Annotated in this window: 11 protein-coding genes; 9 read left to right on the top strand and 2 right to left on the bottom strand. The window is 72.5% G+C overall.

Going from position 1 to position 15,635, the window contains the following annotated elements; translation table 11 throughout:
• Positions 1-89 precede the first annotated feature (89 nt).
• Positions 90-962 carry a glycosyltransferase family 2 protein gene (locus ACZ49B_RS09645; protein WP_468302578.1) on the bottom strand — a complete coding sequence of 291 codons (873 nt, stop codon included), beginning with the start codon at positions 960-962 and terminating at the stop codon, positions 90-92.
• A 410-nt stretch (positions 963-1,372) separates the two neighbouring features.
• Here ACZ49B_RS09645 and ACZ49B_RS09640 point away from each other — a divergent pair, with 410 nt between their 5' ends.
• From ACZ49B_RS09640 to ACZ49B_RS09600, 9 genes are all read left to right on the top strand, one after another.
• Positions 1,373-2,497 (top strand): Gfo/Idh/MocA family protein, encoded by a 1,125-nt coding sequence (locus ACZ49B_RS09640; RefSeq protein WP_468302575.1) that lies wholly within the window; start codon positions 1,373-1,375, stop codon positions 2,495-2,497.
• Positions 2,498-2,560: 63 nt separating this feature from the next.
• Positions 2,561-3,568: an NAD-dependent epimerase/dehydratase family protein gene (locus ACZ49B_RS09635; RefSeq protein ID WP_468302572.1), complete on the top strand. Its 1,008-nt coding sequence runs from the start codon at positions 2,561-2,563 to the stop codon at positions 3,566-3,568.
• Entirely contained in the window at positions 3,565-4,716 is a 1,152-nt protein-coding gene (locus ACZ49B_RS09630) for a DegT/DnrJ/EryC1/StrS family aminotransferase (RefSeq protein WP_468302569.1), read from the top strand. The genes ACZ49B_RS09635 and ACZ49B_RS09630 overlap by 4 nt, the downstream gene beginning before the upstream one ends.
• Positions 4,713-5,504, top strand: a complete 792-nt coding sequence (locus tag ACZ49B_RS09625) for a NeuD/PglB/VioB family sugar acetyltransferase (RefSeq protein ID WP_468302566.1) — start codon at positions 4,713-4,715, stop codon at positions 5,502-5,504. Before ACZ49B_RS09630 ends, ACZ49B_RS09625 begins: the two co-directional genes overlap by 4 nt.
• Positions 5,501-6,616, top strand: a complete 1,116-nt coding sequence (locus tag ACZ49B_RS09620) for a DegT/DnrJ/EryC1/StrS family aminotransferase (RefSeq protein ID WP_468302563.1) — start codon at positions 5,501-5,503, stop codon at positions 6,614-6,616. The genes ACZ49B_RS09625 and ACZ49B_RS09620 overlap by 4 nt, the downstream gene beginning before the upstream one ends.
• Before the next feature lie 38 nt (positions 6,617-6,654).
• A complete protein-coding gene (locus tag ACZ49B_RS09615) occupies positions 6,655-9,954 on the top strand; it encodes a DUF4082 domain-containing protein (RefSeq protein WP_468302561.1) in 3,300 nt (1,099 codons plus the stop codon).
• Positions 9,951-10,997, top strand: a complete 1,047-nt coding sequence (locus ACZ49B_RS09610; protein ID WP_468302558.1) for a glycosyltransferase family 2 protein — start codon at positions 9,951-9,953, stop codon at positions 10,995-10,997. Before ACZ49B_RS09615 ends, ACZ49B_RS09610 begins: the two co-directional genes overlap by 4 nt.
• Positions 10,998-11,859: 862 nt before the next feature.
• Positions 11,860-13,887 carry an O-antigen ligase family protein gene (locus ACZ49B_RS09605; RefSeq protein ID WP_468302555.1) on the top strand — a complete coding sequence of 676 codons (2,028 nt, stop codon included), beginning with the start codon at positions 11,860-11,862 and terminating at the stop codon, positions 13,885-13,887.
• Positions 13,830-14,801, top strand: a complete 972-nt coding sequence (locus ACZ49B_RS09600; protein ID WP_468302552.1) for a glycosyltransferase — start codon at positions 13,830-13,832, stop codon at positions 14,799-14,801. Before ACZ49B_RS09605 ends, ACZ49B_RS09600 begins: the two co-directional genes overlap by 58 nt.
• A 13-nt stretch (positions 14,802-14,814) precedes the next feature.
• On the opposite strand, the gene ACZ49B_RS09595 is transcribed toward ACZ49B_RS09600, so the two are convergent.
• Entirely contained in the window at positions 14,815-15,621 is an 807-nt protein-coding gene (locus ACZ49B_RS09595) for a glycosyltransferase family 2 protein (RefSeq protein ID WP_468302550.1), read from the bottom strand.
• Positions 15,622-15,635 lie beyond the last annotated feature (14 nt).

The raw sequence follows: 15,635 nt of genomic DNA, 5'->3' as shown, positions 1-15,635 counted from the left end.
TCTGAGTCACTCGTACGTGTGAGTGAAACCCTAGTGGTTGTACGGGCCAACTGGGCGGCGTACGGCCTGATTCGGCTCGGCGGGGCGCCTCAGCCCTGCCGACTGCTCTCGTCGCGCAGCCAGGTGGAGAAGTCCCCGGACCGGATGGCCTTGCGGGCCCCCCGGCGGGCCGCGAGGGCCGCCACGACGAACACCACGACCCCGGGGAGCAGGCTCGGCCGCTCCCGGAGCAGGGCGCGCAGGTCGCCGGTGCCGGTGCGCGCGGACGGCGCGTGCGCCCCCTCCGGGCTTCCGGCCGCCTCCGCCGCCTGGAAGCGTTCCAGTTCGGCGGACGAGGTCGCCGCCCGGACGCGCCGCCTGATCAAGTCCCCCCAGGTGCACGGCGGATGCACCACCACCCGGGCCGCCTCGACCACGCGCCGCTCCTCCGGCGCGAAGGCGAGGGAGGCCGCCAGGTCGTCGGCCATCAGCGGGGGCAGGGCGGCGATCCGCGCGTGCCCCGGCTCGGACACCGCGATGACCCCCCGCCCGAACAGCCCCTCGCGGACGGCGGGCAGCCGCTGCCAGACCCGGTAGTACGCCCGGACCGGCCAGGCGCACGCGGAGAGCGGGATGTCGCGGCCGGGGGCCGCGGCGAGGAGGTCCGGACTGCTGGTCAACGCGCCGGCCAGCGCCCGTACGTCGGCCGCTGCGAACTCGACGTCGGCGTCCACGTACAGACGGGGGAAGCCCCGTGCGTGCTCGTCACCGACCCGAAGTGCCTTGTACTTGGAAGGAGTCGGTATCTCCACCACCCGAACGCGGGGCCCTCGCGCGCCCGCCACCGCGGCGGTGTCGTCCGTACAGCCGTTGCACACCACGACGATGTCGGGCCCCGCTGCCGGAGCGTCGGCCAGGAGCGCGTCGAGGAGCCGGCCGATGACCCGGCCCTCGTTGTGGGCCGGGATCACGATGCTGGTCACCCCGGAAGTATGCACGCTCGAACAGCCGAACCGACCGTTTCCTCCAACTCCCCCCGGGGGTAGTTCCGGTGGTCTAGATTGAGCGCAGCCGACCGGATCCGGCGTGCTTCGGCGACGCTGAAATCCAGTGGGTGCAGGGTAGTTGGGGAACATGCGGGTGCGGCGGCTTGGGGGAACAGGCCGCCTGCCCGTGGCCGGACCGGCGAGGGGTGCCGGGCGGCCGGGGGGCGGAAAGTACGTCGCAACACGTAGGGCATCGGTCGTGGGGGGCCATCACCGTTGGGCAGGTCACGCACGGGTCGCACACGCGTCCCGGCGCCGGCCGTCGGCGGCACCCCCTTCCTTCGCACGCGTCCCGGCCACGGGTTGTCGATACGCCCACGGGCGTGCGCGGAAGGAAAAGGAACGCTGTGAAGGAAACCGAGAAGGACTCCGAGAGGGACGCCGCCAAGGGTGTGGGGCGCGAGGCCGCAGCCGCAGCCGCATGGCCGGCCAAGCCGTTAGGCGTCGCCGTCGTCGGAGCGGGCTACTGGGGCCCCAACCTCGTCCGCAACTTCCAGTCCAGTCCGGGGTTCCGGCTCCGCTGGCTCTGTGATCTGAACGTCGACCGGGCCCGGCAGGTGCTCGGCAATTACTCCACGGTCCAGGCCACCTCGGACTACGAGGCGGTCCTGGCGGACCCGGCCGTCGAGGCCGTCGCCGTGGCCACCCCGGCCGGCACCCACCTCGACGTCGCACTGGCCGCCCTGCGGGCAGGCAAGCACGTCCTCGTGGAGAAGCCCCTCGCCGCCACGTACGAGGACGGCCTGAGGCTGGTGACCGAGGCCGAGGAACGCGGCCTCACCCTCATGTGCGACCACACCTACTGCTACACCCCGGCGGTGGCCCGCATCCGGGACATGGTCCGCTCCGGTGAACTCGGCGAGATCCAGTTCGTCGACTCGGTCAGGATCAACCTGGGGCTCGTCCAGAAGGACATCGACGTCCTGTGGGACCTGGCCCCCCACGACCTCTCGGTCCTCGACTTCATCCTCCCGGAGAACATCCGGCCCGTCGCCGTCGCCGCGCACGGGGCCGATCCGATCGGCGCGGGCCAGTCCTGCGTGGCCTATCTGACGCTCACGCTCAACACCGGCGCCATCGCCCACGTGCACGTCAACTGGCTCTCTCCGGTGAAGGTCCGCACGACGATGGTCGGCGGCTCCAAGCGCACCCTGGTGTGGGACGACCTCAACCCCACGCAGCGCGTCGCGGTCTTCGACCGCGGCGTCGACATGACCCATCCGCAGGAGATCGGCGCGGAAGAGCGCCGGGACATGCTCGTCTCCTACCGGACCGGAGACATGGTGGCGCCCGCGATCGGCGAGAAGGAGGCCCTGCGCAGCATGGTCGAAGAGTTCGGTGCCGCGATCAGGACGCGGCGTCCGGCACTGACCGACGGCTGGGCGGGCCTGCAGGTGCTCGACATCCTCGAGGCGGCCTCCCGGAGCCTTGAGTTCCGCGGCGCGGTCGTCGGACTGCGCACCGGGCGCTGACCGCCCGCGGAACCGCTACTCGAAAGCACGAAACACCATGACCGACTCAGTAGGGGCAGGGCGTTGAGCAGCGTACGAGGCAAGAGGATTCTGGTCACCGGCGGGGCGGGCACGATCGGCTCGCACGTGGTCGACCTGCTGGTGGACCACGGGGCGCGCGAGATCGTGGTGCTCGACAACTTCGTGCGGGGGCGCACCGCCAACCTGGCCCGCGCCCTGCAGAGCGGTGTGGTGGAGGTCGTCGACGGCGACATCCGCGACACGACCGCCGTGCGCAAGGCGACCGAGGGCGCCGACCTGGTGTTCCACCTGGCCGCCATCCGGATCACCCAGTGCGCGGAGGAGCCGCGGCTGGCGAACGAGGTGCTGGTCGACGGCACGTTCAACGTGCTGGAGGCCGCGGTCGCAGCCGGGGTGGGCAAGGTGATCGCCTCCTCCTCGGCCTCGGTCTACGGGCTGGCGGAGACCTTCCCCACCACCGAGCGCCACCACCCGTACAACAACGACACCTTCTACGGGGCCGCGAAGGCCTTCAACGAGGGCGTGCTGCGCAGCTTCCACGCCATGTACGGGCTGGACTACGTCGCGCTGCGCTACTTCAACGTGTACGGGCCCCGGATGGACATCCACGGGCTGTACACCGAGGTCCTGATCCGCTGGATGGAGCGGATCACCGCGGGGGAGCCGCCGCTGATCCTCGGCGACGGCACCCAGACCATGGACTTCGCCGACGTCAGGGACATCGCGCGGGCCAACCTGCTGGCCGCCGAATCGGACCTGACCGACGAGGTGTTCAACGTCGCGAGCGGATCCGAGACCAGCCTGCGCGACCTGGCCCTCGGACTGCTGGAGGCCATGGGCGCGGAGGGGATGGTGCCGGAGCACGGACCGGCCCGCGCCGTGAACGGGGTCACCCGGCGCCTCGCGGACACCTCGCAGGCATCGGGGCGCCTCGGATTCACCGCCGAGATCGACATGCGCCGCGGACTGCGGGACCTGGTCGAGTGGTGGCGGGCCGAGCGCGCCGCGGACGCGGCCGCGCAGGCAGCAGCCGGGGAGGCCGGCCGATGAGCGCCGAAACGACCCCCGCCCGCATCCCCGTCATGATCCCGTGGCTCGGCGAGGAGGAGGCGCAGGCCGCCGCCGGCGCGGTGCTCTCGGGCTGGGTCGCCCAGGGCCCCCGCGTCGCCGAGTTCGAGCGCGCCTTCGCCGAGCGGGTGGGCGCCGAGCACGGGATCGCCGTGAGCTCGTGCACCACCGCCCTGCACCTGGCGCTGATCGCGCTGGAGCTCGGGCCGGGCGACGAGGTGGTCGTGCCCTCGCTGTCCTTCATCGCCACCGCCAACGCGGTGCGCTACGTGGGCGCCCACCCGGTGTTCGCGGACGTCGAGGAAGCCACCGGGAACCTGACCCCCGACACCGTGGACGCCGTACGCACCCCGCGGACCCGGGCGGTGCTCGCCGTCCACCAGGGCGGGGTGCCGGCTGACGTGCACGCCCTGCGCGCGGCCTGCGCCGACTGGGGCGTCCCGCTGGTGGAGGACGCCGCCTGCGGGATCGGCGCGACCGTGGGCGGCAAGTCGGTCGGCCACGGTGCACTCCTCGCCGCGTGGTCCTTCCACCCCCGCAAGGTGATCACCACCGGCGAGGGCGGCATGGTGACCACGGACGACGCCCAGTGGGCGGAGCGGCTGCGCCGGCTGCGCGAACACGGCATGAACGTGTCCGCGGCGCAGCGGCACGCCAGCAGCAAACCGATTGCCGAGAGCTATCTGGAGGTCGGCTACAACTACCGGATGACCGACATCCAGGCCGCGGTCGGCCTGGTGCAGCTCGGCAAGCTGGACGCGATCGTGGCCCGCCGCCGCGAACTGGCCGGCCGGTACGGTCAGCTGCTCTCCGGCATTCCCGGCCTGCGCCCGGTCCGGGACCCCGCTCACGGCGAGGGCAACTTCCAGTCGTACTGGGTGCTGCTGGCCGAGGACTTCCCGGTGGGCCGGGACGAGCTGCTCGCGGTGCTCGCCCAGGCCGGGATCTCGGCCCGGCGCGGGATCATGGCCTCGCACCTGGAACCGGCGTACGCCGGCCACGGGGCGGCGCCGCTGCCGGTGACCGAGCGGATCAGCCGCGACTCGCTGATCCTGCCGCTGTTCCACACCATGACGGAGGACCAGCAGGACCGCGTGGTCGCGGTGCTGCGCGAACAGGCCGGCGGATGACCGCCCCCACCGCCCAGGTCACCGAAGACCTGCTGATCGTCGGCGCGGGCGGATTCGCCCGCGAGACCGCCCAGGCCGTACGGGACGCGGGCGCCGCCGACCGGGAGCGCGGCCGCGCCCCGCGCTGGCGGCTCGCCGGGCACCTGGACGACGATCCGGCCCTGCACGGCCGTGACGTCGACGGCATGCCCGTAGTGGGCGGCAGCGACCTGGTGCACCAGCGGCCGCACGCCCGGGTCGTGGTGTGCGTCGGCAGTCCCGGCGACTACGCGGTACGGGCCCGCCTGGTGCGGCGCCTGGACCTGCCCGAGAGCCGGTACGCGACCGTGCTCCACCCCACGGCCGCCGTCTCCGCGTCCTCGGTGCTCGGCGCGGGTTCGGTGCTGCTCGCGCACTGCGTGCTGACCGCGTCCGTACGGGTGGGCGCCCACGTGGCCGTGATGCCGCACGCGGTCCTCACCCACGACGACGCGGTCGGGGACTTCGCCACGCTCGCCTCGGGGGTCCGCCTCGGCGGCGGGGTACGGCTGGGGCGGGGGGCGTACGTGGGCGCGGGCGCCCTCGTACGGGAGAACACCACGATCGGCGCCTGGTCGCTGACCGGGATGGGAAGCACGGTCCTGGCCGACGTGCCGCCCGGCGAGGTGTGGGCCGGCAGCCCGGCCCGCCGGCTGCGCGCGGCGGGGGGCCCGGCGCTCGACGAGCTGCGGGCCGACGGCGAACAGGCAGGCCGGGGGCCCGGGACACACACGAGGCCCGAGACACTGAGGGGGAGCACAGCCGGATGAACCAGATACCGCTCGTGGACCTGAAGGCGGCGCACGCCGAGGTCGCGCAGGAAATACGTGCAGGATTCGACCAGGTGCTGGCCGACACCGCCTTCATCGGCGGCGAGGAGGTCCGCGCCTTCGAGCGCGAGTACGCCGCGTTCGCCGGCGTCGGCCACTGCGTCGGCGTGGCCAACGGCACCGACGCCCTCGAACTGGCCCTGCGTGCGAGCGGGGTGGGTGTCGGCGACGAGGTGGTGCTGCCCGCCAACACGTTCATCGCCACCGCCGGCGCCGTCGCGCGCATCGGCGCCCGGCCGGTCCTGGTGGACTGCCTCCCCGACACCCTGCTGATGGACCCGCAGGCCGCGCTGGACGCGGTCGGCAAGGCCACGCGCGCCGTTGTCCCGGTCCACCTGTACGGGCAGTGCGCCCCCGCTGCGGAGCTGGCCGCGCAGCTGCCCTCGTACGCCAAGGTCGTCGAAGACGCCGCGCAGAGCCAGGGCGCCACCCGGGAGGGCCGCTCCCCGGGCGGCGGCGGGATCGCCGCGACCAGCTTCTACCCGGGCAAGAACCTGGGCGCGTACGGCGACGCCGGCGCGGTGGTCACCGACGACGAGGAGACGGCCGACCTCGTACGGGCCCTCGCCAACCACGGCGGCATCGCCAAGTACCGGCACGACGTCGCCGGGTTCAACAGCCGCCTGGACGGCCTGCAGGCCGTGGTCCTGCGGGCCAAGCTGGCCCGCCTCGCCGACGGGAACGCAGCCCGCCGCGCCGCCGCCGCCCGGTACGACGAGCTGCTGGGCGATCTGGCGGCCGCCGGACGCCTGACCCTGCCGGTCACCGCGGACGGCAACGTCCACGTGTGGCACCTGTACGTCGTCCGGGTCAGCGGTGCGGAGCGCGACGCGGTCGTCGGCAAGCTCAACGCGGAGGGCATCGGGGCCGGCGTGCACTACCCGGCCCCGGTCCACCTCACCCCGGCCTTCGGACACCTCGGACACGGCCGCGGGGACTTCCCCCACGCCGAGCAGGCCGCGGACCGGATGCTCTCCCTCCCGCTCTTCCCGCAGATCACCGCCGCCCAGCAGCAGCGGGTCGTGGACGCGCTCACCGACGCGCTGCGCTGACGCCCTGCGCCGCGCCGACGTAAAAAAATGAGGTACAGATGAACAGACGGACAAGGTTGCTCCGGTACGGCCTCTTCACCGTGGTCGCGGCCCTGATGGCCACGGTCTTACCTCCGTCCTCGGTGGCGGGTGCGGCGGACCCCTGCGGTCCCGGCACGAACGCGATCGTGTGCGAGAACTCCAAGCCGGGCACACCGATGTCCGACTGGTTCGCGCCCAGCGCCTACGGCGACATCAAGGGCTTCAGTGCCCAGATGAGCATCCAGGCGGGCGAAACAGTGCAGTTCAAGGTGCAGTCGCCGACCCCGTACCGGGTGTCGGTCTACCGGCTGGGCCACTACGGGGGTGACGGGGCCCGCCTGATGTCCACCGCGGCGCAGGCGGCCCAGACCTACCCGGCGAACTTCCTGCCGGGCGGCAACCCGCGCAGCTGCACCACCAAGGCCGCCACCGGACTGGTCGACTGCGGCAACTGGCCCGTCACCGCGACGTGGACCGTGCCGGCCGACGCCGTCTCCGGCCTGTACGTCGCCAACCTCGACCAGGCGGACGGCAACGGGGTGATGCCCTATCCGTTCGTCGTACGGAACGACTCCAGTCACTCCGACATCGTCGTGCAGACCAGTGACCAGACCTGGCAGGCGTACAACAACTACGGCGGCCAGGACCTGTACGACGGCGGGGGCCCCGCGCCGGACGGCCGGGCGTACGAGGTCAGCTACAACCGGCCGATGGACATCGGCGGGGAGAACGGGATCTACGGGTCCGAGTACCAGATGATCGCGTGGCTCGAGCGCAACGGGTACGACGTGAGCTACATGTCCGGCATCGACATGTCGACCCGGGGAGCGACGCAGCTCCGGAACCACAAGGTCTTCATGTCCTCGGGCCACGACGAGTACTGGACCCAGGACCAGTTCACCAACGCGCTCAACGCCCGCCGCGCCGGGCTCCACCAGACGTACTTCAGCGGCAACGAGGTCTTCTGGAAGACCCGGCTCGCGCCCAGCATCGACGGCGCGGCCACGGCCAACCGGACGCTGGTCTGCTACAAGGAGACCAAGCTCTCCTTCCCCCAGCCCAACGGCATCCCCGACCCGAGCGGGATCTGGACCGGCACCTTCATGGACCCGGCCAGCTCCACCAACGGTCGGCCCTACCAGCCGCAGAACCAGCTGACCGGCTCGCTGTTCAGCGTGAACGGCTACCGCAGCGACGCACTCACCGTGCCCGGCGCGTTCGCGAAGATGCGGCTGTGGCGGAACACCACCGTCGCGAGCCTGACCCCCTCCCAGACCGCCACGTTCCCGCCCGGCACGCTCGGCTACGAGTGGGACAGCGACGTGGAGGACGCGGCGCGGCCGCCCGGCCAGATCCAGCTGTCGTCCACCACGGTGGACGTCAACGACGGCAAACTCCGGCTCGACTACGGCAACACGTACGGGAACGGCACCGCGACGCACAGCCTGGTCGCCTTCCGGGACCAGACCTCGCACGCCCTGGTCTTCGGCGCCGGCACCGTGCAGTGGTCCTGGGGCCTGACCAACATGCCGACGGGCAATCCCGACGACGCGGTGGTCACCGAGGACAAGCGGATGCAGCAGGCGACGGTGAACGTCTTCGCCGACATGGGAGTCCAGCCCGAGTCCCTGCAGAGCAACCTCGTCGCGGCGACCGCCTCCACGGACACCACGGGCCCGGCCATCACGGTGTCCAGCCCGGCGCCCAACGCCACGGTGCCCGCGCTGCGGCCGGTGACGGTCACGGGCACCGCGACCGACAGCGGCGGCGGTGTCGTGGCCCGCGTGGAGGTCTCCACCGACGGCGGAACCACCTGGAAGGCGACCACCGGCATCGGGTCCTGGAGCTACAAGTGGACCCCGACCACCCCCGGACCCGTGCAGATCAAGGTCCGCGCGGTGGACGACAGCGTCAACATCGGCGCCACCACCACCGTGCCGCTGACCGTGGGCCCCCAGCAGTGCCCCTGCACCGTCTGGCCGGCAGCAGCCGTACCGGGCACCGTCAACGCCGGCGACGGCAGCGCCGTCGAACTCGGCGTGAAGATCCGCTCCTCGGCGCCCGGCTCGATCACCGGCGTCCGCTTCTACAAGTCCCCGGCCAACACCGGCACCCACACGGGCAGCCTGTGGAGCAGCACGGGCCAGCGCCTGGCCACCGGCACCTTCACCAACGAGACCGCCTCCGGCTGGCAGCAGCTGAACTTCTCCTCCCCGGTCCCGGTCAAGGCCAACACCACGTACGTCGCCTCCTACTTCGCCCCCAACGGCGGATACTCCTTCGACAACACCTTCGCCAACGCCGACGCGGGCCTGGCCCCGCTGACCGCGCTGCGCAGCGGTACCGACGGAGGCAACGGGGTGTACCGCTACAGCGGTACGGGCGGGTTCCCCTCCACGGCCTCGTCCGGGAGCAACTACTGGGTCGACGCCGTCCTGGACACCTCCACCGCGAGCACGACACCGCCCACCGTCACCTCGATCACCCCGCAGTCCGCGGCGACCGGCACCGCGATCACGGCAGCGGTGAAGGCCACCTTCAGCGAGGGCATCGACGCCGACACCCTCGTCTTCACCCTGAAGGACCCGGGCGGCGCCGCCGTTCCGGGCAGCAAGGTCCTCAGCGCCTCCAACAGCGCCACCTTCACCCCGTCCACGGAGCTGGTGCTGAACGCCACGTACACGGCGTCGGTGCAGGCCGCCGACCTGTGGGGCAACGCCATGACGGCGCCCGTCACCTGGACGTTCACCACCAGTGCGAGCCCGCCCACCGTGAACTGCCCCTGCACCCTGTGGGGACCCACGGCCGAGCCGAGCACCGCCAACGTCGGCGACGACACCAACTCCGTCGAACTGGGCACCCGCTTCCAGTCCGCCGTGAGCGGCTACGTCACCGGCATCACCTTCTACAAGGGCCCCGGGAACACCGGCAGCCACACCGGCAGCCTGTGGTCGGCCGACGGCACGCTCCTCGCGACCGGCACCTTCGGCAGCGAGACCCTGTCCGGCTGGCAGCAGCTCCACTTCGCCACCCCGGTGCCCGTCACCGCGGGCACCAGCTACGTGGCCTCCTACCACGCGCCGAACGGCAAGTACTCCGTGGACGGCGGCTACTTCACGGCCGCGCACCGCTCCTACCCGCTGGTCGCCCCGGCCGACGGCAGCGGCGGCGCCAACGGCCTCTACAAGTACGGTGCTTCCACCGCGTTCCCCACCAACACGTTCGGCTCCGTGAACTACTGGGTCGGCCCGGTGTTCACCACCACTGCGCCGGCCGGCCTCGCGTCGGACGGCTCGACGGAGGTGTCCGGCCAGTGAGCACCGTCAGCGTGGTGATCCCCTGCTACAAGTACGGCCACTTCCTGGCCGACTGCGTCAAGAGCGTCCTGGACGAGCAGCCGGGCGTCGACGTACGGGTCCTGATCATCGACGACGCCTCGCCCGACGACTCCGCCGAGGTCGCGCGCGCCCTCGCGGCTGCCGACCCCCGCATCGAGGTCCGGGTCCACGAACGCAACCAGGGCCACATCGCCACCTACAACGAGGGCCTGCTGGAGTGGGCCGACGGGGACTACGTCGCCCTGCTCTCGGCCGACGACCGGCTGGTCCCCGGGGCCCTGGTACGCGCCGCGGCGCTGCTCGACGCCCACCCCGAAGCCGGCTTCGCCTACGGCAGGCCGCTCAGGTTCCGGCACGGCGGACCGCTGCCCGCGGCCCGCACCCGGAGCACCGGTTCGGTGGTCTACCCGGGACGGTGGTGGCTGGAGCGGCGCTTCCGGGAGGGCACCGGATGCATCACCTCGCCCGAGGTGGTCGTCCGCACCAGCCTCCAGCGCAAGGTCGGGGGCTACGACCCGGACCTCCCGCACGCCGGCGACATCGAGATGTGGATGCGGCTCGCGGCGCACGCCGACGTGGGCTACGTCCGCGGGGCCGACCAGGCCTTCTACCGTGTCCACGGCAACAACATGTCCACCACGGACTTCGGCGGGCAGCTCGACGACCTGCGCCAGCGCCTCGTCGCCTTCGACTCGGTCCTGGAGAAGTGCTCCGGCCTGCTCCCGGAAGCCGGTCGGCTGTCGGCCCTGGCGCGGACCCGGCTCGCCCGGTATGCGCTGCGTCGCGCCTACCGCGCGTACGACCGGGGGCGCACCGGCGTGGTTCCCGTCGAGGAACTGGAGGCCTTCGCCGCCGAGTGCCTGCCGGAATACACCTCGCTCGGCGAGTACCGGGCGCTGCGCCGGCGGCGGCGGATCGGGGCCCGGGTGATGCCGTACCTCCAGCCGCTGGTGCTCTCGGCCGTCGCCGACCGGGGGCGCGAGTGGCTCTGGTGGCAGTCCTGGAAACGCCGAGGGATTTGATGAACCAGCAGTACCGACAGCACCAAGTGCACCACCCCCGCCCCGTGCCCGGGGCACCACCGGTCCGGGGGGCCGCTTCCTCCGCGGGCCGCCGCGGCCGCGGTCGCGGGCACCCGGCTCTCGGCCCCGGCCTCGTTCTCCGGACCGGTGTCGGTGCGTTCGCGCCGGCGCCGGTTCCGGCGCGTCACGACCTGATCCGTCCACAGGGCGGCTGCCACGCCGCAGACCCCGGCCAGCAGCACCGTCCCGGCCAGTCCGCGGCTCTTGGTCCCGGTCTGGGCGACCGCCGTCGGCGGTACGAGGAGCGTCACGCTCATCCGTGCCGGCTCCGGGATCTGCTGCTCGGCCTGCATGGCCGTGATGCGCTTCGTATAGGCCTCGACGACCTTGAGCACGGCCAGGTTGGCGGCGGCGGGTTCCGCGTGCTCCGCCTGCACCTGGAGCGAGGGGATCAGATAGCGGGGCGTGACGCTGGTGCCGCTGTTGCGGGGGATCAGCCGGTAGGTGCCCGCCACCCCCGCGGCACGCAACTCGGCTGCTCCTGCGGGGGATTCGAGCTGCTGGACCGCCGCGTACGACACGGCGGCGAGCGGCGGCTGGAGATTGGCGAGCTGGTTCGGCTGGCTGCCGGTCACCGGCGGCTTGAGCACGACGATCGCCGAGCTCACATAGGTCCGGGTGGGGTGGAGAACCTGCAGGGCCCCGGCGCCCGCGAGCACCGCCACCAGGACCAGGACGTACCAGCGGCGGCGAAGCGTGCGGAACAACTCACCAGGCGACACAGGATTCCTTCCGTCGCGTGCGATCTTTCCAGGACGCGGGTCGGCCCGCCATCGGTTCCGGCAGGCGCAAGGGAGTGTTCGTGAGCATCGGTGAAATAGCCGCGGTGCTACGGCGCCGCTGGTACGTGATGGTGCCCCTCACGCTGATCGGACTCCTCGCGGGGCTGCACCTGTACCGGTCGGTGCCCGTGGCGTACCAGTCGCAGAGCTCGGTGGCGCTGCTCGACTCCACGGCGGTGGCCGAACTGGCCCCCGCCTTCGGCAACCCCATTTCGAACGCCGGCGGTTCCCTCGTCGTGACCGCGGACGTGCTGATCAGGACCCTGTCCGGGGCCGACGCGGCGCGCGACCTGCACGGCCTCGGCGTGACCGACCCCTACACGGTCGGCTTCGCGGCGAACACCTCGGGCCCGATGCTCACCCTCACCGTCACGGGCACCGACCGGGCGAAGGTGCTCGAGGAGACCAGTACGCTCACCACCTTCGCCGGCGAGCAGCTCAACGCGCTCCAGGCTGCGGCCAAGGTGCAGCCCGCGTACTTCGTGCAGACGGCCCCGGTGGTGCTGCCGCAGACCCCCAAGCCCCAGCTCAAGAGCCGCTACCAGCAGGTGCTGGGCGTCGTCATCGCGTCCGTCACCGCCGGTTTCACGCTCTCCTTCGTGACGGAGACCCTGCTGGTGGCCCGCCGCCGCAGGCGCGAGGCCGCCTCCGCGGCGGCCGGGGCACCCCGGGCGCGCGTCCGCAGGAGGCTGCGGGGCCGGCAGCCGGACGCAGCCGCGCTGCTCAGCGGCTACCTGGGGCTGGCCTTCTTCATCCCGTCGAACCTGACCCTCCCGGGCATGGGCGGTGTGGGCACCCCGGCCAACGTGTTCGCCCTGCTGGGCCTGTTCTGGTACCTCGCGACCTGGCTGACCGGCCGGATCCGCCCGGCCGAGGGCACCCGGCTGCCCCGGGTCGTGATGTGGCTGCTGGCCGTCTCGGTGCTGGCCTCGTACCTCGCGAACGCCGCCCGCGGCAGCTCGCACAAGGAGGTGCTGGGCGCGGACCGCGGCCTGATCGGGCTGCTGGTCTGGGTGTCGATCGTGGTACTGGTCTCCGCCGGCATCCAGGACCGGGCCCGCCTCGACGTCCTGCTGCGGCGGGCCGTGGTGATGGGATCGGTGGTCGCCGCCGTCGGCTACTACGACTTCTTCACCGCGACGAACATCGCCGAACACATCAGCATCCCGGGCCTCCACTCGAGCGTCGCGCAGATCACCACCCTGGACCGCGGGGCGTTCACCAGGCCGCGCTCCACGACCGCGCAGCCGCTGGAGTTCGGCGGCATGCTCGCCCTGCTGCTGCCCTTCGCCGTACAGCAGGCCTTCGACCCGATCCGCAGCCACCTCAGCCGCTGGCGGCGCTGGGGTCCGGTGGCCCTGATGGGCGGCGCCCTGCCGCTGACCGTGTCGCGGACCTCCATCATCGGTGCGCTCATCGTCGTGCTGGTGATGGTGCCGCGCTGGAAGCCGCAGCGGCGCTGGACCGCGATCGGCCTCCTGCTGGGCTCGGTGGCCTGCTTCAAGGTCCTCGTGCCGGGGCTGATCGGCACGATCACCACGCTCTTCGGGTCCTTCCTGTCGAACTCCGACAGCAGCACCCAGGCCCGTACCGTCAAGTACAGCGCGATCGTCCCCTACTTGGAGGAACGCCCGCTGTTCGGGCGGGGCCTGGGGACCTTCACGCCGGACCTCTACTTCTTCACCGACAACCAGTACATGCTGACCCTGGCGGAGATGGGCCTGCTGGGCCTCCTCGCCCTCCTGGCGCTGTTCTTCACCGGCATCCACCAGGGTGGTGCCATCCGCCGCCTCGCCGCCGACGCGTCCGACCGGGAGCTCGGCCAGGCGTTCTTCGCCTCCGCCCTCGTCGCCCTGGTCAGCAGCGCCACCTTCGACGCCCTCAGCTTCCCGATGTTCGCCGGGATGTTCTTCCTGACGATCGCCGCCGGAGGCAGTTACCTCGGCTTCATCCGGCGCAGCGCGCCGAAGCCCCGAACCGTGGAGTCCCCATGCCCTCCCGCCGCCACCCGGCCCCGCCGGCCCGAACTCACGCAGCCGGTCCCGTAGCCGTCCTCGTCGTCACCTGGAACAGCGCCCGGGTGCTGCCCGAGTTCCTGGCCTCCCTGCCGGAGGGCATGGCCGGGCTCGACTGGCGCCTGGTCGTCGCCGACAACGACTCGGCCGACGGCACCGTCGAGCTGGTCCGGTCGCTGGCCCCGGACGCGACGGTCGTCCAGACCGGCCGCAACGCCGGGTACGCGGCCGGGGTGAACGCCGCCCTGGAGGCCGCCGCCGCACGGGAGGGCGGCTTCGGCGCCGCCCTGGTGTGCAACCCGGACATCCGGATGCGGCAGGGCTGCGCGCGGCTCCTCGTCGACGCGCTCGACGCCCCGCTGTCCGGCGGACGCCGGGTCGGGATCAGCGTCCCGCTGCTGTACGAGGAGGACGGCACGCTCCAGCACTCGCTGCGCCGGGAGTCCCGCGTGACGCGCGCCCTGGGCGAGGCGGTGATCGGCAACCGGCGGGCCGGGCGCTTCCCGCGGTGGAGCGAGCTGGTCACCGACCCGGCTGCGTACGGGCGGGCGACCGTCGCCGACTGGGCGACCGGCGCGCTGATGGCCCTCTCCCGCCCGTGTCTGGACGCGTGCGGGGCCTGGGACGAGTCGTTCTTCCTGTACTCGGAGGAGACCGAGTACTGCCTGCGGGCCGGGGACCGAGGCTTCGCCACCCGGCTCGAGCCCGCAGCCTCGGCCGTCCACCTCGGCGGGGACTCACAGGTCTCGCCCCGCCTGTGGACGCTGCTGACCCTCAACCGCGTACGGCTCTACGGCCGTCGGCACGGGACGGCGGCCACCGCCGCATTCCGAGGGGCCGTACTGCTGCGGGAGACCTCGCGGGCGGCGCTCGGCCGACCGGCCAACCGGGCGGCGGCGCGGGCGCTGGCCAGCCCGTCCGCCTTGCGCGCCACCCCCGGGCCCTGAAGGCGAAGCCGACTCACCCGGTGGGGGTCGGCCCGTCCCAGGCGGTGTAGAAGCTCTCGGGGTTGACCAGGTAGCGGACGGTGGTCCGTGGCACGTGGCGGACCTCGTGACGGCGCGCGTAGCGGCGTACGAGTTCCCAGTCCTCGCGCGGCAGCACCTCGGGCGTGCGCCGCAGCCGGCTGAAGTACAGGGACCGGGTGCGGCGCGCCACGAAGGCGTTGGTGTCGAGGAAGGCCTCGCGGGCGGCGCGCCGCCGGTCGAACGGCACGGACAGCACGTCCCGTTCGGAGCCGTCGGGCAGCACCCGGCGCAGGGCGGTGTACACGGCGTCGGGGCCGCCGGACGGATCGAGCACCGCGAGGGCCTGTTCCAAGTGGTCGGGCTCCCACAGGTTGTCGTCGTCCAGGAAGGCCACGTACCGCGAGCGGGTCAGCCGTATCCCCACGTTGCGCACGACTCCGGCGGTGGCCGTGTTGCGGGCCAACGACACCGCGAACAGCCGGGGATCCGGCGGCAGTTCGGGGAGCCCCGCGCCGTCGTCCACGACGATGACCACCTGGTCGGCCACGGTCTGCCCGAGGGCCGAGCGGACCGCCGCGCACAGCGCCTCCGGGCGCCGGTGGGTGGCGATCACGGTGGCCACCAACGCGGCGGGCGGGCTCCCCAGCACGGCGGCGAGCCGGATGGTCTCGGCGTCCTCGAAACGGCGCAGCCGCACGGCGGAGGGGGCGAGCAGGACCTTGTTCCTGGCCTCGAAGAGCACCAGCCAGCCGAAGGCCCGCTTGAGCAGCTCCCAGGGGGCTCGGGCGATGCGGTGCATGATGTCCTCTCGAT

It is taken from the genome of Streptomyces sp. NPDC031132, from assembly GCF_055570595.1.
The sequence above is the reverse complement of the archived record's forward strand: the minus strand, read 5'-3'. Positions and strand labels throughout refer to the sequence as shown.

What these genes read in the sequence shown, in the direction of transcription:
- ACZ49B_RS09620 (WP_468302563.1), top strand. Translation starts at nt 5,501, where the DNA reads ATGAACCAGATACCGCTCGTGGACCTGAAGGCGGCGCACGCCGAGGTC.
- ACZ49B_RS09630 (WP_468302569.1), top strand. Translation starts at nt 3,565, where the DNA reads ATGAGCGCCGAAACGACCCCCGCCCGCATCCCCGTCATGATCCCGTGG.
- ACZ49B_RS09600 (WP_468302552.1), top strand. Translation starts at nt 13,830, where the DNA reads ATGCCCTCCCGCCGCCACCCGGCCCCGCCGGCCCGAACTCACGCAGCC.
- ACZ49B_RS09625 (WP_468302566.1), top strand. Translation starts at nt 4,713, where the DNA reads ATGACCGCCCCCACCGCCCAGGTCACCGAAGACCTGCTGATCGTCGGC.
- ACZ49B_RS09595 (WP_468302550.1), bottom strand. Translation starts at nt 15,621, where the DNA reads ATGCACCGCATCGCCCGAGCCCCCTGGGAGCTGCTCAAGCGGGCCTTC.
- ACZ49B_RS09615 (WP_468302561.1), top strand. Translation starts at nt 6,655, where the DNA reads ATGAACAGACGGACAAGGTTGCTCCGGTACGGCCTCTTCACCGTGGTC.